This is a genomic window from Lysinibacillus sp. NPDC097287 (assembly GCF_044761695.1).
Lineage (GTDB): Bacteria > Bacillota > Bacilli > Bacillales_A > Planococcaceae > Lysinibacillus.
On sequence record NZ_JBIWCX010000006.1, the window covers coordinates 88,752 to 111,217 of the forward strand.

Below are 22,466 nucleotides of genomic sequence, written 5' to 3' on the forward strand. Positions count from 1 at the left end.
TTGATTCGTATTGTTTTTGCTGTTCTATAACAATGGTGAAATAACGTGAATGCTGTTAACAGAAAAAACAGGTTCTATTGGGGATTACGTCCTACTGAGGACGATAGAAGACATGTTTTTTTCAAATGTTAAGGCGAATGTAAAGAAAGGGGTAGTTTCATGGGGATGAAAACAATGGAGAGATTAAGAGCTTTACCAGAGCAGTACAATTTACCAAATTATGAGGATGCAGCTGCAACTCACGATTGGGCGGAAACAGAGAAAGCATTTAGCTGGCACGAGACAGGAAATGTCAATATGGCATACGAGGCAATTGACCGTCATACTGAGACATACCGTAAAAACAAAGTTGCACTTTACTATAATGATGGGGTACGTAAAGAGTCCTATACATTCAATGAAATGAAAAAATTCACAAATAAAGCAGCTAATGTTTTAAAATCAGCAACAGATTTAGAAAAAGGTGACCGCATGTTTATTTTCATGCCACGGTCTCCTGAGCTTTATTTCTCATTATTAGGCGCATTAAAAATGGGTGTTATTGTAGGACCGCTATTTGAAGCATTTATGGAAGGCGCAGTATATGACCGTTTATCGGATAGTAATGCGAAAGTATTGGTGACAACACCAGAGCTTATCGGTCGTGTGCCACTAGACAAATTACCGAATTTGCAAAGAGTTTTCCTTGTGGGGGATAACATCGAAGAGTCAGAGCAAATTTTAGATTTCAATAAACATCTAGAGGAAGCATCACCGGAGTTTGACATTGAATGGGTAGACCGTGAAGATGGTATGATTCTTCACTATACTTCAGGTTCTACAGGTGCACCAAAGGGCGTTCTACATGTTCATAATGCAATGTTACAACAATATCAGTCTACACAATGGGTACTTGACTTACGTGATGAAGATATTTATTGGTGTACAGCAGACCCAGGTTGGGTAACTGGTACATCTTATGGTATTTTTGGTCCGTGGTTAAACGGCGTTACAATGTTAATTGTCGGTGGACGTTTCTCTCCACAAGCTTGGTATCAAGCAATAGAAGACTATAGTGTAACGGTTTGGTATAGTGCACCAACTGCATTCCGTATGCTAATGGGCGCAGGTAGCGGTATTTTAGAAAACTATGATCTTTCTTCATTACGACACGTATTATCTGTTGGAGAGCCATTAAATCCTGAAGTAATTCGTTGGGGCTTTGAGGAGCTAGGACATCGTATTCATGATACATGGTGGATGACAGAAACAGGTGCGCATATGATTTGTAACTATCCAAGTATGGACATTAAACCTGGTTCGATGGGTAAACCATTACCGGGTGTGCATGCGACAATTGTTGATGATTCGGGTAATGAAGTAGCGCCATTTACGATGGGGAACTTAGCTGTACGTCGTGGCTGGCCTTCTATGATGCGCCAAATCTGGGGTAATCCAGACCGTTATGAATCATATTTCTTAAAAGGTGAATGGTATGTATCTGGTGACTCGGCTTATATGGACGATGAAGGGTACTTCTGGTTCCAAGGCCGTGTAGATGATGTAATTATGACGGCTGGTGAACGTGTTGGTCCATTCGAGGTTGAGAGCAAATTACTAGAGCATCCAGATGTAATTGAAGCGGGTGTAATTGGTAAGCCTGACCCTGTACGTGGTGAAATTATAAAAGCGTTCGTATCATTACGTGAGGATGTTGAGCCATCAGATGAACTAATTGAAGACATTCGTAACTTCGTGAAAACAGGCTTATCAGCACATGCAGCACCACGTGAAATCGAGTTTAAAGAGAAGTTGCCAAAAACTAGAAGTGGTAAAATTATGCGCCGCGTGTTAAAAGCTTGGGAGCTAGATTTACCAACAGGTGACCTTTCTACAATGGAAGATTAATTTCATTTATACAAAAAATTTATAAAAATAAGGTAGATATTCATTCGTTTAACGAAAGAGTTTCTACCTTATTTTTTGATTTCACATGAAATGAAAGAGTAGACCGTTTTTATCGTTGAGAACAATAATGGTTTTGATAGATTATTAAGAAAATAATAAAATTAAATAAAAATACAGTTGACTTAATAATTATGCAGAAGTATACTATTTTTAACTTAATTCGGCAGAACTTTCTCACTTCTATAGGTGGTGAGGCGAATTTGAACTTATTACTTTTGAGGTGAATGCAATGAAAGTAGGAATTATTGGCGCAACAGGATACGGCGGATTAGAGCTAATTCGTTTTTTACATAATCATAAAGTAGTGGAGCAAATTGATTTATTTACATCTTCAGAAGAAGGTGTTGTGTTTTCTTCTAAGTTTGGGCATCTAATCAATATTGCAGATACGCCACTACAAAAAATCGATTATGAGGCATTAGAGAAATTTGATGTAGTTTTTACAAGTACCCCATCAGGTGTGACAAGCAAGCTGTTACCACCACTTGTAGGTAAAAGGCCGAAGCTTATTGATTTATCAGGAGATTTCCGATTAAAGGACCCAGCAAGCTACGAACAATGGTATGGAAAAGAAGCGGCACCTGCTGAGGCTATTGCTAAAAGTGTCTATGGTTTAACAGAATGGAATGCTGAAAACGTAAAGCATGCACCATTAATCGCGAATCCTGGTTGTTATCCAACGGCTGTCCTGCTTTCATTGTTACCATTATTAAAAGAAAGATTAATTGATCCGAATTTTTTAGTGGTTGATGCGAAAAGCGGTATTTCTGGCGCGGGAAATAAGCCATCACAAGCAACGCATTACAGTGAGGCAAACGATAATTTTTCAATATATAAAACGAATACACATCAACATATTCCAGAAATTGAGCAAGCGATTTCTATGTTTGCTGGTATTGATACAACGATTACTTTTAATACGCATTTAGTGCCGATGACGCGTGGTATTTTATCAACAGCTTATGCACCAGTTATGTCAGGAGTGACCGAGGCACAATTAGTTGCTTGTTTACAAGCGAAGTATGAGGAACATCCATTTGTTCGAGTTGTGACAGATGTGAATGGCTTAGCAACAAACCGTGTAAAAGGTTCTAACTATTGTGATATTTTTGTCAAAGTAGATAGCCGTACAAATCGGGCTACGATCGTTAGTGTCATTGACAACTTAGTCAAAGGGGCAGCGGGGCAGGCGATTCAAAATATGAACGTTCAATTTGATTTACCACAAACGACAGGGCTAGACGTCGTTCCATTTTTCATCTAAAAAAATTGGTAAGCACGCCGCAAATTGCTGTGTGCTTCTCTTATCTCATATAACCCAAGGAGGAGTATTATTATGACATTAACAGCATCAACGAATATTATGAAAAAATTATCAAGTAAAAATATTGTTTCACCAAAAGGCTTTAAAGCAGCAGGTATGCATTGTGGCTTAAAGCATAAGAAAAAAGATTTAGCTGTATTAGTGAGTGATGTCCCTGCGAGTGTTGCGGGAGTTTTTACGACCAATGCTGTACAGGCAGCGCCACTAAAAGTAACAAAAGAAGTTGTCTACACAACGAAAAAAATGCAGGCGATGATCGTGAACTCTGGAAATGCTAATGCGTGTACAGGGAAACAAGGTGTTAAGGATGCTCAGGCAATGCAATTTTTAACAGCTGAGAAATTAGGCATTGATGCTAATTTAGTAGGTGTTTGTTCTACGGGTGTCATCGGCGAAATTATAAACATGGCACCTGTATCAAGCGGAATTGCACAATTAGAGCCGTTAGATAGCTTAGAAAGTGCGATTGATTTTGCACAGGCCATTATGACAACTGATACAGTGATGAAAAATACAAGTTACAGCACAATTATTGATGGCAAAGAAGTGGTGATGGCAGGTGTAGCGAAGGGTTCAGGTATGATTGAGCCAAACATGGCAACAATGCTTGGCTTCATTACAACGGATGCAAATATCGAATCAGACGTATTACAAGCCGCATTATCGGATATTACGAATCTAACGTTTAATGCTATTACAGTAGATGGCGATACATCTACAAATGATACAGTAGTTGTAATGGCAAATGGGTTAGCTGGCAATGAACCGTTAACGCCAGCACATCCAGATTGGCAAAACTTCTACTACACATTAAAAACAGTTTCGCAGGACTTAGCAAAAATGATTGCGAAAGATGGAGAAGGTGCGACGAAGCTTATTGAGGTAGAGGTGGAAGGTGCTATTTCAGATGAAGAGGCTCGTAAAATAGCAAAAACAGTAGTAGGGTCACCACTTGTAAAAACAGCGGTATTTGGTTGTGATGCAAACTGGGGCCGTATTATTGCCGCTGTCGGTTATAGTGGTGCTACTGTTGATCCAGATAAAATTACGATTCAAATTGGTGGCGCGACAATGGTTGAAAATGGCGAGCCAATTAAATTCTCTGAAGATGAATTAATTCAAATTTTAAAAATGCACGAAGTAAAAATCTACGTGTCACTTGGCGTTGGGGAAGGCCACGGGCACGCTTGGGGATGTGACTTAACTTATGACTACGTTCAAATCAACGCATCATACCGCTCGTAAGCGTATGGTTATTAAGCTGGGTGGCAGTACGCTTGAAGGCTTAAATGAGGAGTTTTTTGTGAATTTTAAAAAGCTGCAAGATGAAGGTGTGGAGCTCATCATTACTCATGGTGGTGGGCCTGCGATTAATCGTGAACTTGCTGCTCGTCAAGTGGAGTCACATGCATTAAATGGTATTCGTGTTACGAGTGAGGTAGCTATTGATATTGTACAGTCAACGTTAATCGGGAAGGTTAATCCAGCACTTGTGCATGAGTTAACAACAGCAGGCATAGCAGCAGTTGGCTTAAATGGTTTTGATGGGCAGTTGATTGCTGCTGACTTTTTAGACAAGGATGTTTATGGTTTTGTCGGGGAAGTAAAAGCGGTGAATACGTCGTTACTAGAAGCATTAATTAGTGCTAAGCTTGTCCCGGTTATCGCTTGTGTGGGTGCGAATGCAGAAGGTCAAGCTTTAAATATTAATGGCGACACAGTGGCAAGTGAAATTGCACTTGCTGTTGGCGCAGATAGCTTATTACTTGTAACAGATGTTAAAGGTATTCGCATTGATGATGAATATCAAACAGAAGTAACGCCTTCCTTAATTGGAAAGTGGATTGAGGAAGGGCATATCTACGGTGGGATGATTCCAAAGGTGCAAGGGGCAATGGATTGCTTAAATGCGGGCATCCCAACAGTACAAATTGTCGGAGATACGCTAGTGGGAACGACAATTTTAAGTGAGGAGCTAGTGAGATGAGTGCGTTATTTGGAAACTACGGGAAACGTCGTGCGCAAATCGTAAAAGGTCAAGGGACAATTGTAGAAGATTCTTCAGGAAAAAAATATTTAGATTTTACGAGTGGGATTGCGGTTGTCAGTCTTGGACACGCGCATCCAGCGATTGTGAAAGCTTTGCAGGAGCAAAGTGAGAAGCTTTGGCATATTTCAAATTTATTTGATAGTCCAGGGCAAGAGAAGGTTGCAGAGAAATTAATGGCTGAAACACATTTCTCCCATGCGTTTTTCTGTAATAGTGGGGCGGAAGCGAATGAAGCTGCCATCAAATTAGTACGTAAACATACAGGGAAAAATCATATCATCACTTTTGAAAAGTCTTTCCATGGGCGTACATTTGGAGCGATGTCTGCAACAGGGCAGGGCAAGATTCATAACGGTTTTGGCCCACTAGTGGATAAATTTACGATATTGCCATTCAATGATGTAGCACCACTTGAAGCAGCTATTGATGATTCGGTAGCGGCGATCATGCTTGAAATGATTCAAGGTGAAGGCGGCGTCAATTCGGTGACACCTGAATTTGCACAAGCAATTGCTACTATTTGTGAAGATAAGGGCATTCTACTAATCATTGATGAAGTGCAAACAGGTATTGCTCGTACAGGTACTCGTTATGCATATGAACAAACTGTATTAAAGCCAAATATCGTGACATTAGCGAAAGGTCTAGGCGGAGGATTCCCTGTGGGGGCTATGCTTGGTACAGCTGAGTTTTACGATACATTTGGTCCAGGTACACATGGTACAACTTTTGGTGGCAATCCACTTGCAATGAGTGTAGCTGAAGCAGTGCTGAATCATGTTTTTGAGCCAACATTTTTACAAAACGTCCAAGAGTTATCAACATATTTTGTTGAGCAATTAAAAGTACATTTACCAGCTACTTATACAGTACAAGGGCAAGGCTTGTTACTTGGTGTAGGTTGTGGAGACACAGAAGTGGCAACTTACATTGCAGCCGCGGAAGAGAAAGGCTTGTTATTAGTTGGTGCAGGGCCAAATGTTATTCGTTTGTTACCACCGCTAACTGTGACAAAAAAAGAAATTGACGAAGCTGTTGCCATTTTGAAAACAATTTTACTGTAAAAGGTATGCTTCTAAAAAAGAGTTCATCTGTCTATGAAAGACGGGATGAACTCTTTTAATTACGCTTCGTTTTGTACTTGTTTCACTAGTGTTTGCACTAAACTAGGTAACCAATCATGTAATTGGCTAAACGTAAAGCCTACTTTTTCGGCTTTAGTTGTTGCCATATACCAATCTGCAGGAATACCATATGGTGAACGAGAGTTGTCATCCCCACCGATAAGTGCCATCTTCGCTAGCTTACCACTTGCTGCTTCAATTAATCCAAGTAAATCTTTCAAAGAGATAGCACCTGTTGCTGTTGCATTAAATGGACCTTCAATATCAGAAACGCCAGCAAAATATAAAAATGCAGCAGCTTCAACATCTCTAATAAAGCTCATTTTCGCTTCAACATTTGGTAATGAAATGGGCTCCTCATTTAAAATTCTTTCAACGTGGAAATGTAGACGGCGCGTGTAGTCATGCTCACCAACGACGATAGGGAAACGCACAGTAACTACTGGGAATGTTGCATGTTTAAAGAAGACAGCTTCAGCTTGTTTTTTACCTTCACCATATGTGAAATCCTCTCTGTTGCTCATGCGAATTTCATACGTATATGGATCGAAATCAGTTTCTGTTTTTATAACGCCGTCTGCCTCATACGTAGCAAGGGTTGAGGTGAAAACTAGTTTTTTTGTTTTACCTCGTAAAATTTCTACAAGATCACGAGCTTCATTGGGGGAATAGCAAATATTATCATAGACAATATCCCACGTCATCCCGTCTAGTATTTGAGCGAGAGCCTTAGTATTGTTGCGGTCAACAATAAGCTGTTGTACCTGATTGTCAAAAGGGTTAGTGCTTAGACCACGTGTTAAAATTGTCACTTCATGCCCATTTTCAATGCACAGCTCTACTAGTTTTTTTCCGAAAAAGCGTGTCCCACCTAATATTAAAACTTTCATTCATCTTCCCACCTCTAACATTTTTTTGGGCTATTCACCATGACTCGGGGTTTGTTTCCGTTCCGGCTGGATGCTTTCCGGGGGGCGTCCAGCCTCCACTCCAATCAACAAGCATTCTAATATTGTTATACTCTTTTACCAAATGTCATCCCCGACTTTTGATGATGAGCCATTTTTTGTCTTCTCTATCATGACAAAAAAACAAGCTTCCTACAATCCTAAAGTGATTGCAGGAAGCTTGTCGGCTGCGTCTTACGCGAGAATGACTTAGTAATTATTCGGTGGGTACATCGGTAGGAGGAGGAGTTGGAACTACGCCACCACCGTTATTATTTTCTCCATTGGAGCCATTGCCACCAGAATTGCTATTCCCATTGGAGTTTCCATTATTTGATCCATTTGAATTCCCATTGTTAGATCCATTTTCTCCGCTTGAGTCACTACCATCTGTAGGAGGTAGTGGTGTTTCTTCTAGCTCATTATCTGGTTCTGTTACCTCAGCGTTAGTTACAACATTAGACTGTGCGGATGATAAACCAGTAATATCTACAGCGACTACAACATATGATCCACCACTTGGAACTGTAACACTTTGCGTCGATTCGAGTACTGAATTGATCAGCGTGTTACTTCCATTTGCGACGTTATAAATGCGATAGCCAACAACATCATTTGAAGAACCTGTCCAAGATAGCGTATTTCCATTAAGAGATGCATTTACTGCTACTGGTGCACTTCCATCAGCAGGGAAATCAACCGCTGCTACTGATGATTTGGACAGTGATGAGTTTTTAGGTAGTAAACTTGATGGATTACCACCAAGTGGACCAAGCATCCGTTTGATAAAGGCTTGGTTCAGCCCTGCTCCACTCATTTTGACGAATTCTGTAGGTGTATTGGGATGTGCATTGTACGTTTTACCTTGGATAGTAACCACACTCGATGCAGTTAAGCTATCATCTGGTTGTGAAGGTAAAAATACGCTGGCATTAAATAAATCTGAACGTACAAGTCCAGCACTTTGGCATGCTGCAGAAGGAGCTAACCCAGAAATACCACAGAATGATGCAGTAACAACATTTTTCGGTGCTTTAAAGCTAGTTTTAGCATCAATCAATTCAGCATCTACATCATACATAGCATTCATTAATGTACCCCATAATTTATTAACACGTGTACTTGGTTGTAGGTACGTGTTATTAAATGTATAAAGTGAGCGCGGTTTGTCATAGCCCATCCAGACACCAAGTGAAACATTTGGGTTATAGCCAACAAACCAAACATCTTTATATTCTTGAGATGTCCCTGTTTTCGCAGCGAAATCAGAAGAGAATTTTAATGTTCTATTGGCTTCTGTCCCTGTTCCTGATTTTAATACATCACGCATCATATCAGTAATGATATACGATGTTTCAGGACTATATACTTGAACAGGTTCTACTTCATGTTGATAAATTATATTGCCATCAAGGTCTACAATTTTTTCAATCATATAAGCATCAATAAACTGCCCACCATTTGCAAATGTTGCAAATGCATTTGTATTTTCTTCGACAGTTGTTCCAACTTCTAAAGCTCCAATCCCTGTCGATAAGTTTTCATAGTCAGGGGCCTGTAACTTTGAGAAATCCATTTTTTCTAAAAACTGTGCTGGACGTTTGTTTAAAATACTATGATATAGACGTAATGCAGATAAGTTTTGTGAGCTTGCTAATGCTTCGCGAGCAGGGATCAGTCCACGTTCATCATTAGCGGAATAGTTATTTGGGCTCCATCCACCAAGAGAAAATTTAACGTCTACTACTGGGCTACCTGCACCAATTGTACCGTATTCAATTGCTGGTGCATAAACGAGTAAAGGTTTCATCGTTGAACCATTTGAACGATAAGCTTGTGTTGCATGGTTTAATTCAGTCGTTTGGAAGTCACGACCGCCAAGGAAGCTTAAAATTCTTCCAGTGCTGTTTTCGATTAAAATACTGCCGGCTTGAACAGGCATTTGTATATCAATCTCTTCTCCAGTCACTGGGTCTTTTCCTTTACTAGTATACGTATGACCGTAGTATTTAAAGTTATCCGCTGCTTTACGCATTGCATCGTACATGTCTTTATTGATAGTCGAGTAAATACGATAGCCTTTTGAACGTACATCACGGTCTGCTAAAATCATATATTTTTCATTAAGCTTTTCTTCGGTTTTCAATCGTTCAGGATCGATTCCATCTTTTTTTGCTAAAATTTCAGCAATGATTTTTTTAGCGCGATTTTCCAGTTCATATGTTAACCATGGATACTTGTCTTCCGGACGTAATTCAGGTGCACGGAAATCAGCTGTAATATCATATTCTAATGAAGCTTCGTACTGCGTTTCATCAATATACCCAGCTTCCTTCATACGATATAGAACCGTCTTCATACGATCAATCCCAGGTTGTAGTGCTTTTTCACTTTTTAAAACACCTGTATTCGTAAATGGTGTATATGCATAAGGCGCTTGTGGAATACCAGCGATATAGGCAGCTTGCGGAAGTGTTAAATCTTTCGCTTTCACTCCGAAAATTCCCTCTGCTGCAGTTTCAATACCTGCAATATTACGTCCTGATGAATTACGGCCATAAGGGATAATATTGAGGTAGGCTTCTAAAATTTCTTCTTTAGTCATGAAATGCTCTAAGCGCATCGCAAGTAATAATTCTTTCGCTTTTCGCTCATAGGATACTTCATTTGTTAACACTTGGTTTTTAATAAGCTGTTGAGTCAGTGTTGAGCCACCTGTTTGTGTCGAAGAGTTTGTGACATCTTGTAGTAGTCCTCGAAACACTGCTTTCGGCACAATACCTTTATGCTCGCGGAAATACTCATCTTCAGTTGCCAGAACGGCATTAATCACATAAGGCGAAACTGAGCCTAGTGAAGTTTCACGACGATCTAAATCTGTTCTCAATTTTCCAATGTAAATATCATTGGCAAAGTAAATTTCACTCGTTTCCTCATAATTGAAAATGAGTTCACGTAACTCTTCTTTCGAACGAAGAGGCTCATCTTTAACAAGGGAGGCAAAATAGCCTGCACCTACCGAGCCAACAAAAACTACACCAACAAGTACAAAGATTAAAAATAGTAAAAATAAGTTCCAGGTCACACTGCCTGAAAAACGTAATGTCTTCATCCATTTTTGTTCGAGTAGCTTATCGATCTTTGCGTTGATTTTTTCAATCCAATCTTTCACGTAATCGACCTCCTAAAATCATGGTCTATTATAGCATATTTTGTTTTGACTAGAACATAGATATTGACTTTGCAATAGAATCGTTTAGAATAATGTTTATAGTTTTCTAGTGATGAAAAGTTTGAAGTAGTTTCTATATTCCCTGTTTAGAGAGCTAGCGGTTGGTGAAAGCTAGTCATAATGTAGAGATGAATTACGTACTTGGAGCTTAGACGTGCGCGCCTGCGATAAAGGCGGTCAATGAAGAGGAAGATGGATGACATCTTCAAGCCGGGTGGTACCGCGTTAAGTGAACTTTAACGTCCCTGCATGCAACTTGTTGCGTGTAGGGACTTTTTTATTGTAGAGATTACCCTTGCACGTAACAGATAACAAACATTACTAGGAGGAATTAAGATGACAAACGAATTATTACAAGATTTAGAATGGCGTGGCCTGCTGTACCAACAAACTGATGCTGAAGGTATGGCAAAATTATTAGAAGAACAATCAGTTTCTTTATACTGTGGTGTTGACCCAACTGCGGACTCTATGCATATTGGTCATATCGTGCCACTTTTAACGCTGCGTCGTTTCCAAAAAGCAGGGCATCGTCCAATCTTACTTGTGGGTGGTGCAACAGGAATGATCGGGGATCCATCTGGTCGTTCTGAAGAGCGTCAATTACAAACAGTAGAACAAATCGATAAAAATGTACAAGGTATTCGTGGACAATTAGAGCGTATTTTCGAATTCGCTGAAGATGGTAATGGTGCACAGCTAGTGAACAACCGTGACTGGATTGGTGAAATAAACACAATCGAATTTTTACGCGACTACGGTAAATTAATCAATGTCAATTACATGCTAGCAAAAGATACAATTGCGTCACGTTTGGATACAGGGATTTCGTTTACTGAATTTGCGTACACATTAATCCAAGGTATTGACTACAATCACTTATACAACCACTACAACTGCCGTATTCAAGTTGGTGGATCAGACCAATGGGGTAACATTACTACTGGTCTTGAAGTAATTCGTAAAACACATAAAGAAGAAACAAAAGCATTTGGTATTACAATTCCGTTAGTAACAAAAGCTGATGGCACTAAATTCGGTAAAACAGCTGGTGGAGCAGTATGGTTAGATAGTAAGAAAACATCTCCATATGAATTCTACCAATTCTGGATTAATGCGGCGGATGCAGACGTTATAAAATACTTAAAAATCTTCACATTCTTAACGCGTGAAGAAATTGAAGCGTTAGCTGTATCTGTAGAGGAAGAGCCACATTTACGTAAAGCACAAAAAGCACTTGCAGAAGAAATGACTCGCCTTATCCATGGTCAGGAAGCATTAGACCAAGCGATCCGTATTACTGCTGCATTATTCTCAGGTGACTTAAAGGCACTTTCAGCAGAAGAAATGAAAGATGCTTTTAAAGACGTTCCTTCTATTGAAATGGTGAAAGAAAGTAAAAACATCGTGGATCTACTTGTTGAAGCGGGAATCTCATCTTCTAAACGTCAAGCACGTGAAGATGTTACAAACGGAGCAATCAGTGTAAACGGTGAAAAGGTAACAGACCTTGCATATACAGTAGATGAAAAAGATCGTCTTGAGGATGCATTTAGCATTGTACGTCGTGGTAAGAAAAAATACCATATGGTGAAATTCAACTAATTCTATAAATACGAAAATCCCCTTGAATTTTCATTTCGAGGGGATTTTTGGCTCATCACCATAACGTGGGGTGGATTTCCGTTCCGGCTGGGCGCTTTCCGGGGGGCGTCCGATGAGCCGCTATGGGGCAACAGCTGTTTTGTGTAGCGAAAGGCGAATGCCGTCAGCTACTCTCGCCCGGCCTCCACTCCAATCAACCAGTAATCTAAAATCAATCGGCTCTTTAAACAAATGATATCCCTGACTTTTGGTGATGATCCGGATTTTTGTATTTTTCATTAGCCCGTTTTCTATTGTTTTAGAAAATGGGGAAGCTTTATATGGCGATATTTTTCAGGGTGGAGTAACTGCGCGAGCTTTAACGCACCCTCTAATAGACGTGGGGATGGGCGACAGTAAAGCCATTCTTCCATAACGTGAAGCTGGTTATGCTTGACTGCGCGTAGAGCATGAGCATTTGGTCGCTTCAATAAATGTGCTGGCTTAATGCGTTCATAAGCTACACCAACCCATGCCATAAAAATATAATCTGGATTGCGCTTAATGATATCTGACCAATCCGTTTGGACGCTTGCTAGCTCAACATCTTGAAATGCATTACGTCCTCCAGCAATATGGCTAATTTCAGTGAGCCAATTGGTCATCCCGGGTGTGAAAATCGGATTAGGCCACCATTCCCAATAAAGTGTGGGTTTATACGAGATGGTTTGTGCAATATTGCGTAGCTGCTCAATACAATGTAAATATTCTTGTGAAATTTCTTTCGCACGGTTTTCGACTTCACAGGCAATACCGAGCGTATGTAAATCCTCTGCGATTTCCTGTAGCGAGTTGGCGTTAAAGACGAGATGTGGGATTTTCCTTTCCTGTAGCGCTGCAATATTTTTCTCCATACCAGGCACGCTAAGTGATGCGAGCACAAGATCTGGCTGTAGGGACTCTAGCGCATCCATATCGATGGACAGGTCTGGTCCGAGTTTCGGCAGATCCTGCACAGATGTAGGCCAATCGGAGAAATCATCGACACCGACAAGGTGATCAGTTAAGCCAAGATATTCAACTAGTTCTGTATTACTTGGACAAATTGAGATTAGGCGCATTATTGTTTCCTCTATTCTTTTTAAGAAAAGTATAGCTTTTACTAGTCATGCAAACAAATCAAAAAACCTTTGGAGGATAATATCTCCAAAGGTTTTTATGCTTAGAATACTATGAAACGGTTACTGTTTCGCGTTGATTAGCTGCTTCAACAACAGGTCCCATTGCATTAGTGATAATTTGTTTAATGTCTTCAAGCGTAGCTTTTCGTGGATTTGTAGCTGCGCAAACATCTAACATCGCATTTTTAGCTAAAATTTCGATGTCTTCGTCTTTCGCACCTAATTCACGGAAGCCACTTGGAATGTTTAGGTCTTTTGATAGACCTTCGATAACTGAAATTGCTTTTTCTGCAGCATCGCGTTTGCTTAGACCCTCTATGTTTGCGCCTAATAGTTCAGCGATTTTAGCAAAGCGTTCTTGGCGTGCTGTTAAGTTGAAGCGGCATACATGTGGTAGTAAAATCGCGTTACATACACCGTGTGGCAAGTTATAGAAGCCACCTAATTGATGGGCAATCGCATGCACGTAACCTAAAGATGCATTGTTGAATGCCATCCCTGCTAAGAATTGAGCATAAACCATTTGCTCACGTGCTTCTAAGTCTGCACCATTAGCATAAGCGCGTGGTAAAAACTCAGGGATTAGTTGAAGTACTTTTTCTCCACAAGCATCTGTAATTGGTGTTGCATTTGTTGATACAAATGCTTCGATTGCATGTGTTAATGCATCTAAACCAGTTGCTGCTGTTAGTGCCGGTGGTAAACCAATCATTAACTCTGGATCATTAATAGATACAAGAGGAGTAACATGTTTGTCCACAATCGCCATTTTTACTCTACGAGCTGTATCTGTAATAATTGTAAAGCGTGTCATTTCACTCGCTGTACCAGCTGTCGTATTAACTGCGATTAATGGAACTAATGGGTTTTGCGATTGATCAACGCCTTCATAATCATGAATGCGTCCACCATTCGAAGCAATAATTCCGATACCTTTTGCTGCATCGTGTGCACTCCCGCCTCCAAGTGATACGATTGAATCACAGTTCTCGGCATGATACACCGCGATACCATCTTCAATGTTCTTGTCCGTTGGATTTGGTTCTGCTTTCGGGAAAATTGCAACTTCAATTCCAGCAGCTGTAATGATGTTAGCAATTTGTTCAGAGAGACCTAATTTGTGTAAGCCCTCATCTGTTACGATCAATGTCTTTTTCACTTCTAAATCATTTAAGCGGTTACCAACTTCTTGAATTGCACCAGGTCCAAATAAGTTTGTTGTCGGCATTACAAATTGCTTTAGAACGTCTGACATGTTTCCAACCCCTTTTTCAATGTTAGTTATTGCTTGAATGGCGATGAATCACCTTTCGAAATTCATATTATTCTATTTATTGTAAAAGTGCAACCATTTTCTACTAAAAAAATGTAAATTTTTAGTAGATATTATTGTACTAAAAGGTTATTAATTTTATTTTATGCAAAATTTATAATAGAAATGCGATTGCGGATTTATTTATAGCAAGAAATCATTTTTTTATGAAAATAAAAAAATATATATAGTTTTTTTCTACTATAAAGATAGTGTAAATCTTTTATATATTGTAATTATATGTGAAAAGATACGATGTTGAATGATAAAATTATCAATTTACATCACGTAGCGATTTTTCATTAAACTATCTTTGGGTTAACAAGTAAAAGGGGGATTATATATTTTGTATTTATTGAGATAAGTGAGGGTTCTCTTGAAGAAACAAATTTAGGAGGATGTTATAAATGAGAAATTAATTAAACAAGATCTTTAATTTATTCTTGTAAACGCTCAATCACTGTATTATCTGAGGCGAAAGTTAAAAAATCACATGTGTTATAATCGTTTGAAAAAGAGGTGATTCTTCTGGATATCTTAGTTTTAGGTGCAACAGGTAGGGTTGGAAGCCGAATAGTTTCACATGCATTAGCTGACGAGCACGTTGTTACAGTATTAGTTCGTACCCCAGATAAAATACAAGTAAATGATAAAAATTTACATATTATTCAAGGTGATGTCTTGAACAAGGATGACATTGAATCTGTGATGTCAGGGGTTGATATAGTTATTAGTACATTAAATACGGACGGAACCAATACTCTATCTGAAAGTATGCAACTGATTTTAGAAGCGATGAAAAATGAAAATGTTAAACGAATAATAACAGTAGGTACCGCTGGCATTCTACAAAGTAGGGTGACGCCTAGTTTACTGCGTTATCAGTCAAGTGAATCGAAACGGAAGTCAACACACGCCGCACAAGAACATCATAGAGTTTTTGAGATGCTTACTCGCTCTGAAGTTGAGTGGACGATTGTTTGTCCTACATATTTACCTGATGGTGAATGTAAGGGTAATTACCGGGTAGAACGTAGTTTTTTGCCTGAGGGTGGTAGTGTAATAACTGTCGGAGATACTGCGGAATTTACATATCAGCAAATTAAAAGTACGAAATTTTTGAAATCTCGTGTCGGAATAGCTTACTAGACACGTGATTAACTTTCAAAATAAACTCTATTTTTTAAAAATTATTTAATGTTGCCAGGGTTTAATTTATCTTCAATTTCAAATTAATGAAAAGCCTACAAATAATGCAAAAACCCCGCAAACACTTGATTAACAAGGTTGCGGGGCTTGAGAAAACAAAACAATCTAACGTTAAAAAATTAACGAGAGTAGAATTCTACGATGAATGCTTCGTTGATTTCAGCAGATAGTTCAGAACGTTCTGGAAGGCGAGTGAATGTACCTTCTTTTTTGTCTGCATCAAATGCTAAGTAGTCAGGTACGAAGTTGTTTACTTCGATAGCTTCGCCAACTACAGATAGGTTTTGAGATTTTTCACGAAGAGAAATCGTTTGACCTGGTTTAACGCTGTATGATGGAATATCAACGCGTTTACCGTCTACCATAACGTGACCGTGGTTTACTAATTGACGAGCTCCACGACGAGTGCGAGCTAAACCTAAACGGTAAACTAAGTTGTCAAGGCGAGTTTCAAGAAGGATCATGAAGTTTTCACCGTGAACACCTTTCATTTTACCAGCGCGGTCAAATACAGTACGGAATTGACGTTCAGTCATACCATACATATGACGAAGTTTTTGTTTCTCTTGTAATTGTAAACCGTATTCTGATAATTTTTTACGTTGGTTCGGGCCGTGTTGACCTGGTGCGTAAGGGCGTTTTTCGATTTCTTTACCAGTACCGCTTAGTGAGATACCAAGACGACGTGAAATTTTCCAAGATGGACCTGTATAACGAGACATATTGTTGTCTCCTCCTTTAAATTTGGTTTTTTTGTTGTAAAACAAAAACCAGTAGTACCCGTTCTTATAAGCATTTTATTTTCATGTATGTTCGCCTATGCAGCCCTTAGGTTACGTAATACACCATCTATTAATTGGATGTTTAGAAATTGTTCAACAACATTTAGTATAATAGAGGAATAAAATACAATGATAAGATCATACCACTGCTGCGTTCATTTTACACAACCATCATTGTAACTTTTTATTACGTATACGTCAATTATAACAACTGATATTTTTCTGCAAAGGGTAGTTCTTTTAATATAAATTTTGAAGTCGAAAAATAATGAAAATTTTGTATGAAAAATAGTTGAAAAGGTCCTTTAGATATAAATTTCCATATTTACAATAGTTAAAGTTGAGGTAATGATTGTAAATTGTAAAAATAAAGAAGAATTACATAGTCAAAATGACTCAAAATATGTATAATAAAATATAAGTTAATAGTAATTGATTTGTGACGTTATAAAGAAAAGGTGATTTCATGACAGACCATTTACAAACGCTAAAATATATAAAATCTGATGTATTGAGCCTTTGGGTGAGTTCGAATGGGGAACTGGCTAGTTTTAGTGAATACTTTTTTTTACTTAAGCAGTGTCTAAAGGAGCACTTAAATGTTTCAAATGCTATCTTCCTTAGTTATGAGGAGAATCTTTTAGTTCCTTTAGAGGATGCAACGGCTATTACAATAGAAGCAAGACAAAAATCAATCCCATGGCCTATGATAGAAGCCAGCTTCTATCAGCAAAAGGTAGTGAAACTTCCCTATATGCTAAAGGAAATTGAGTCTTTTAAAGATATGACTGATATGGCACTATTTCAAATAGAGAATAAAGACCCATTTGGAATTTTATTAGTGGAAGCGACAGATTTATGGACTGATTTTATAAATTCTGATGCAGGTGAAGATTTTGTAGAAATACTTACAAAAATCATTCAAATGATTAGCGAAAATTTGAAAGTGAAATTGAATGAAGACCAATATAAGAAACTTTACAATATGACTGATCTATTCCATTCAACAATGGATATAGATTTAATTTTAGAAAATGTCTTAAAAAATATTAAAGATAACTTCCCGGAGTTTAATGTAGAGCTTATTTTGTCAAATGATCAAGACCGACATACCACAATTGATATTAAGCTTTTCGATTATTTATCTGAAAGGCCCGCCACAATAGAGGCCTTTGTATCTGGTGAGCTTACAGTGGAACTAGCTAATGATTTAGGTTGTAGATTACTAAATGTTCCTATAAAAGGTAGACAGGCAATTTATGGGATTTTACAAGTAAATGCACCGATGACGTATATTTTTTCATCAAGTGAAAAAGATTTTGTGCGTATGCTCGCGCAAGCGTCAGGAAATGCACTTGAAAATGCAAAGCTCTATCATCAATCACATCGTCTAGTAAGGGATTTACAACTAATCAATGAAACGTCACATCGTCTAAACATGAGAATCGATATTAGAGAGATGCTATTATTTTTACAAAAACAATTGATGAAATCTTTCCAGCCGATGGAAGTATGCTTTGTTTTTAAAAATAATGATAAATTTGAAGTAACTGAAGCAAGTACTTCATTTTTCAAGACAGATGAAGGATCCGTTTATATTAGACATGTAGAGCAGCATTTTGAAAATACATTTGATCCATTGTTTATCGCGGATTTTAGCCGATTAGCTTCAGATAAGATAGAATATCGCTCGGTTATGGCAATTCCGCTATTGATGGAAGAGTCTATAAATGGCTTTAGTATTGTATTGCACAAGGAACCGTATTTCTTCTCATTTGATAGTTTTAAATTAATGCAATCTTTAATCCATCATTCCTCATTGGCAATAGCCAACTCAATTTTACGCGATCAATTGCAAGAAATGGTGGACCGAGACCATTTAACAAAACTATTTGCGCGTAACTACTTAGATCGATATGTAGAAAAATCACTTGAAAAAGATGACTCCGGTATGTTTTTACTCATCGACATCGATAATTTTAAACGTGTGAATGATACATATGGTCATCAAATAGGAGATAGAGTTCTTGTTCAAATTGCTTCACAGTTAAAAAAGACTGTAGGTTCAAAAGGTATTTGTGCGCGATGGGGCGGAGAAGAAATGTCTGTCTACGTACCGAATATTAATGACGAGGAAGCTATACAATTGGCTAAGGATCTAGTAGAGCTTATTCCGATGAAGACAAACCCACAGGTAACAATATCTGCTGGACTAATCACGTGGAATCAGAAGTATAGACCTGCATTTCAATCTGTATTTCTTCATGCTGATAATGCCTTATATGAAGCAAAGAATAGTGGGAAAAATCGCTTTTGTATGCATGACCATACATTACAAACAAATGCATAGAGTAGCTGGAAATTTAAAACTGCCCTGTAACTGTTAGAATGTCTAACAATTAGGGGGCAGTTTTTTTATGCAATATGAGATAAAAGCTTTTGTACAAATTGTTCTAAACCAATTTTGTCTTCGGGAGTAAAACGGTTTTTTAGCGGGCTATCAATATCAAGAACACCGATGACGGTATTGTCAATGATAAGTGGAATGACAATTTCAGATTGTGAAGCAGCATCACATGCTATATGCCCAGGAAATGCATGTACGTCTTCAATCACAAGCGTTTCCTTTCGTGCAACAGCAGTTCCACAAACGCCACGTCCTACTGGAATTCTAACGCAAGCAGGTAAACCTTGGAATGGACCTAATACAAGCTCCCCATCCTGCATAATATAAAAACCAACCCAGTTAATATTCGTTAAAAATTGATTGAGTAGAGCGGATGCATTGCTTAAATTCGCAATACGATCATTTTCTCCTAACAATAAAGCATCTAATTGTTTTGTTAATGTATCATATTGAGCAGAAACAGAACCATTATAATTAATTTGTGTGAACATAGTAAACACCTCAGATAAAACTGTTTATTTTGTAAGTATAACGTTATAATGTTGATGTAAATCTACTACTGCATGTGCATCAGAGCCAAATACACAAGGAAGGAGAATCGACTTGGCATAGTCAATTAACGGAAATGGCGGGTAAGGTTCTTTACAAAAAGTTTTACTTAAACCTGCACTATTTAAATCCAGTTCATACCCTAATTCTTTCATATCATCTAAAACTTGTTGAATACGTGCCGTATCGTCAATTTTTACATTATGCGCTAGTTGAAACTTATGAACAAGGGAAGGATGACCAATACGCTTTGGTTTGAACTGTCCCAGGTTAGCATGGATAGATTGTTGTACAGTGTTATAATATAAATTATACACATCTTCAACAGAACCAAGCTTTTCTGCGAATTCTATAAAGGTTTCTGCTGAATAATCAATACATACATAGGTGTCCTGCCATTGTAAAAAGTGGACAGAAAGAATTGCATCATCTAAAAATTGGCCATATTTATCTAAAAATAGTGTTGTTTCCTTTTCAAAGCCTGTAATGTAATCTACCTCAAGTCCAATACGGATTCGGATAGCCTGCTCATATTTCTTTTGTAGTTGTTTTAATTCTTTAAAATAGGGCATTAAATAATCAGGGTTCATGCCGCTATCCTGATCAGGTGTTGGGTCTATGAAGCCTTGAGGTAACGGAGCATGCTCAGTAAAAGTAATATCAGTAAAATTATCAGCAATAGATTTTTCGATATATTGTGTCAATGTATCGGTTGAGCCATGCGGACAGTAGGGGGTATGTATATGCCCATCTCTTTTCATAAAGTGTACTCTCCTTTATCTTTTCGATATAAAGGAAAGTATATTCTTTCCTATTTGTGTCGAGGCTTTTGCCTTATCCACTTAAGGGTCTGGTGAAGGCTCAAAAGTGTGTCTTCACCTCGAAAGTGCAAGCAATTTATTAAGGGTAGATGAGTAAAAATGTACTTTTCTTCCATAACTCTTTCGTGAAAACACTTAAAATCTAGTACAAATGAGAAAACATAGTATATAATGAGTATAAATAGCCAATTCGTTTATTGTGGAATAGGAGGCTTACGATGGAGTATATCATCATTCCGATTATCTTACTATTAATTTTAGTGATAGTGGGATTTACTATGAGAAGAAAACATACTGCAGTCATTGAGCAACTTGAAAATGAAAAATTACAAATACAAAATAATCCAATCAATGAAGAGATTTCAAAAGTGAAATCTTTAAATATGAACGGTGAAACAGAGGAAATGTTTGAGCGTTGGCGTAACAGCTGGGATGAAGTCATTGATGTCCATATGACAAAAATCGATTCCTTACTTTTTGATGCAGAGGATCAAATTAATCATCTGCGCTTTAAAAAAGCAACGTTAATCGAGCGTGAAATTGAAGATTATATTGTAAAATGTGAGCAAGAAAAAAATAAGATATTAGATGAACTAAATGAACTAATTGGTAGTGAAGAAAAAAACCGTATTGAAATCGAACAATTAAAAGAGTATTACCGCTCTGCTCGTAAAACTTTACTTGCACACCAACATTCATTTGGGGTGGCGTTGCCAGCACTTGAGCAGAGATTAGAAGTATTCGTTCAGAAATTTGAAGAATTTGATACATTAACGAAAGACGGAAATTACTTACAGGCACGTGAAATTGTCATTAACTTAAACAATGAGTCACAAGAAACATTTAATTATATCAACGATGTACCAACACTTTTGACAGAACTACAAGTAAAATTACCGGGTGCTATCCAAGAATTACGTAGTGGTCAACGTGAAATGGAAGAACAATCTTACTATTTACGTCATCTAGAACTGACAGAGGCACTCGACGAATTAGAAAAAGAGTTTGTAACATTAAAAGGAGAGCTTGCACAACTTAATTTAGCAGTTGTTAAGCCACGAGTCGTTGAAATAAATGAAGAAATTGATAATTTCTATGACTTACTTGAAAAAGAAGTAATTGCGAAAAATTACGTCGATCAAAATTGTGAACGACTACTTAGTACGATTACTAATGTTATTAGCTCGACAAGAGTTGTCAGTGATGAAGCGTCATTCGTACAACAAAGCTATCATTTAAATGAAAAGGACGTCGAAATACCTAAAGTGGCGTTAAAGCGCTTAGAGGCATTGCAACGACGTTATGAATTACTTTCGATGCGTGTAGCAGACGAAAAATCTGCTTATTCTAGTTTGCAGGAAGAGTTAACGGAAATTAGTGAAGAGCTAGAGCGTATTCATGAGGAACAAGAGCGTTTATCGAATACGATGAAGAACTTGCGTATCGATGAAAATAAAGCACGTGCAAAAGTAGAAGAGCTGAAAAAAATGTTACAAGAAACAGATCGAATACTGAACAAGGCGAATATGCCTGGTATTCCAAAAGAAATGGACGCGCGTTTAGATGAGGCGGCAGAACATATTTATGTGGTTATTCAAAGCCTGCAAGAAGTACCATTAAATATGGGCGTTGTACATAGTAATTTAGCTGCTACTGAATTATGTATTGAAGAAGTACATGCTAAAGCACGTGAAATGATTGAAAATGTTATGCTGATTGAACGTATTATTCAATACGGTAATCGCCATAGAGCGACGAATCCTAAACTCAATGAGCGCTTAAAAGAAGCAGAAGAAGCTTTCCATCAATTCCGCTATGCTAAAGCGTTAGAAGATGCAGGGACGGCTGTAGAAGAAATGGAGCCGGGTGCATTAAAACGTATTCAAGCCCTTGTTGCAGAAGAATTGTTTTCGCGCTAAGCTGGAACAAGACAGTATACGTAAATGCATAAAAACGTTATAATGGTATAGAAAAAGAGCAACCACCACACTGTATTC

At 38.1% G+C, this 22,466-nt stretch carries 16 protein-coding genes and 1 other annotated feature; of the genes, 9 read left to right on the plus strand and 7 right to left on the minus strand.

The features are described 5' to 3' along the window. Positions 1–159 precede the first annotated feature (159 nt). The 5 genes from acsA (at position 160) to ACIQ2D_RS10625 (ending at position 6,385) form a co-directional block, all read left to right on the plus strand. Positions 160–1,887, plus strand: coding sequence for an acetate--CoA ligase (gene acsA / locus ACIQ2D_RS10605; RefSeq protein ID WP_402863552.1), 1,728 nt, complete (start codon positions 160–162; stop codon positions 1,885–1,887). A 289-nt stretch (positions 1,888–2,176) separates the two neighbouring features. Beyond that, positions 2,177–3,211, plus strand: a complete 1,035-nt coding sequence (gene argC / locus ACIQ2D_RS10610; protein WP_402863555.1) for an N-acetyl-gamma-glutamyl-phosphate reductase — start codon at positions 2,177–2,179, stop codon at positions 3,209–3,211. A 72-nt stretch (positions 3,212–3,283) separates the two neighbouring features. Then, the gene (gene argJ, locus ACIQ2D_RS10615; protein ID WP_402863558.1) at positions 3,284–4,516 is read left to right on the plus strand and encodes a bifunctional glutamate N-acetyltransferase/amino-acid acetyltransferase ArgJ; all 1,233 of its coding nucleotides are present in this window, start codon (positions 3,284–3,286) and stop codon (positions 4,514–4,516) included. Continuing rightward, the gene (gene argB, locus ACIQ2D_RS10620) at positions 4,479–5,258 is read left to right on the plus strand and encodes an acetylglutamate kinase (RefSeq protein ID WP_402863561.1); all 780 of its coding nucleotides are present in this window, start codon (positions 4,479–4,481) and stop codon (positions 5,256–5,258) included. Before argJ ends, argB begins: the two co-directional genes overlap by 38 nt. Then, positions 5,255–6,385: an acetylornithine transaminase gene (locus ACIQ2D_RS10625; protein WP_402863564.1), complete on the plus strand. Its 1,131-nt coding sequence runs from the start codon at positions 5,255–5,257 to the stop codon at positions 6,383–6,385. The genes argB and ACIQ2D_RS10625 overlap by 4 nt, the downstream gene beginning before the upstream one ends. 59 nt (positions 6,386–6,444) lie before the next feature. Here ACIQ2D_RS10625 and ACIQ2D_RS10630 read toward each other — a convergent pair whose 3' ends face one another. Both ACIQ2D_RS10630 and ACIQ2D_RS10635 read right to left on the minus strand, forming a co-directional pair. Continuing rightward, positions 6,445–7,335 (minus strand): NAD-dependent epimerase/dehydratase family protein, encoded by an 891-nt coding sequence (locus ACIQ2D_RS10630; protein WP_402863567.1) that lies wholly within the window; start codon positions 7,333–7,335, stop codon positions 6,445–6,447. A 274-nt stretch (positions 7,336–7,609) separates the two neighbouring features. After that, the gene (locus ACIQ2D_RS10635; RefSeq protein ID WP_402863569.1) at positions 7,610–10,564 is read right to left on the minus strand and encodes a transglycosylase domain-containing protein; all 2,955 of its coding nucleotides are present in this window, start codon (positions 10,562–10,564) and stop codon (positions 7,610–7,612) included. A 103-nt stretch (positions 10,565–10,667) separates the two neighbouring features. Continuing rightward, positions 10,668–10,874 (plus strand) — a binding site (T-box leader). Between the two features lie 86 nt (positions 10,875–10,960). On the opposite strand from ACIQ2D_RS10635, the gene tyrS reads away from it, so the two are divergent. Further along, positions 10,961–12,229, plus strand: coding sequence for a tyrosine--tRNA ligase (tyrS, locus tag ACIQ2D_RS10640; RefSeq protein ID WP_402863572.1), 1,269 nt, complete (start codon positions 10,961–10,963; stop codon positions 12,227–12,229). 290 nt (positions 12,230–12,519) lie between these two features. Here the strand turns inward: tyrS and ACIQ2D_RS10645 are convergent, their stop codons facing one another. After that, a complete protein-coding gene (locus ACIQ2D_RS10645) occupies positions 12,520–13,329 on the minus strand; it encodes a cobalamin-binding protein (RefSeq protein WP_402863574.1) in 810 nt (269 codons plus the stop codon). 109 nt (positions 13,330–13,438) lie between these two features. Continuing rightward, positions 13,439–14,644: an iron-containing alcohol dehydrogenase gene (locus tag ACIQ2D_RS10650; protein ID WP_402863577.1), complete on the minus strand. Its 1,206-nt coding sequence runs from the start codon at positions 14,642–14,644 to the stop codon at positions 13,439–13,441. 585 nt (positions 14,645–15,229) lie between these two features. On the opposite strand from ACIQ2D_RS10650, the gene ACIQ2D_RS10655 reads away from it, so the two are divergent. After that, the gene (locus tag ACIQ2D_RS10655) at positions 15,230–15,850 is read left to right on the plus strand and encodes an NAD(P)-dependent oxidoreductase (RefSeq protein ID WP_402863924.1); all 621 of its coding nucleotides are present in this window, start codon (positions 15,230–15,232) and stop codon (positions 15,848–15,850) included. Between the two features lie 179 nt (positions 15,851–16,029). Here ACIQ2D_RS10655 and rpsD read toward each other — a convergent pair whose 3' ends face one another. Then, complete coding sequence (gene rpsD / locus ACIQ2D_RS10660; RefSeq protein ID WP_402863580.1) at positions 16,030–16,632, minus strand: 30S ribosomal protein S4; 603 nt, start codon at positions 16,630–16,632, stop codon at positions 16,030–16,032. Between the two features lie 526 nt (positions 16,633–17,158). Here rpsD and ACIQ2D_RS10665 point away from each other — a divergent pair. Next, positions 17,159–19,042, plus strand: a complete 1,884-nt coding sequence (locus ACIQ2D_RS10665) for a sensor domain-containing diguanylate cyclase (protein ID WP_402863583.1) — start codon at positions 17,159–17,161, stop codon at positions 19,040–19,042. A 65-nt stretch (positions 19,043–19,107) separates the two neighbouring features. On the opposite strand, the gene ACIQ2D_RS10670 is transcribed toward ACIQ2D_RS10665, so the two are convergent. Both ACIQ2D_RS10670 and hisJ read right to left on the minus strand, forming a co-directional pair. After that, on the minus strand, positions 19,108–19,590 hold the full coding sequence (locus ACIQ2D_RS10670) for a GAF domain-containing protein (protein ID WP_402863586.1): 483 nt from the start codon (positions 19,588–19,590) through the stop codon (positions 19,108–19,110). 24 nt (positions 19,591–19,614) lie between these two features. Continuing rightward, entirely contained in the window at positions 19,615–20,409 is a 795-nt protein-coding gene (gene hisJ, locus ACIQ2D_RS10675; protein ID WP_402863588.1) for a histidinol-phosphatase HisJ, read from the minus strand. 278 nt (positions 20,410–20,687) lie between these two features. On the opposite strand from hisJ, the gene ezrA reads away from it, so the two are divergent. Then, a complete protein-coding gene (gene ezrA, locus ACIQ2D_RS10680; protein WP_402863591.1) occupies positions 20,688–22,388 on the plus strand; it encodes a septation ring formation regulator EzrA in 1,701 nt (566 codons plus the stop codon). Positions 22,389–22,466: the final 78 nt, after the last annotated feature.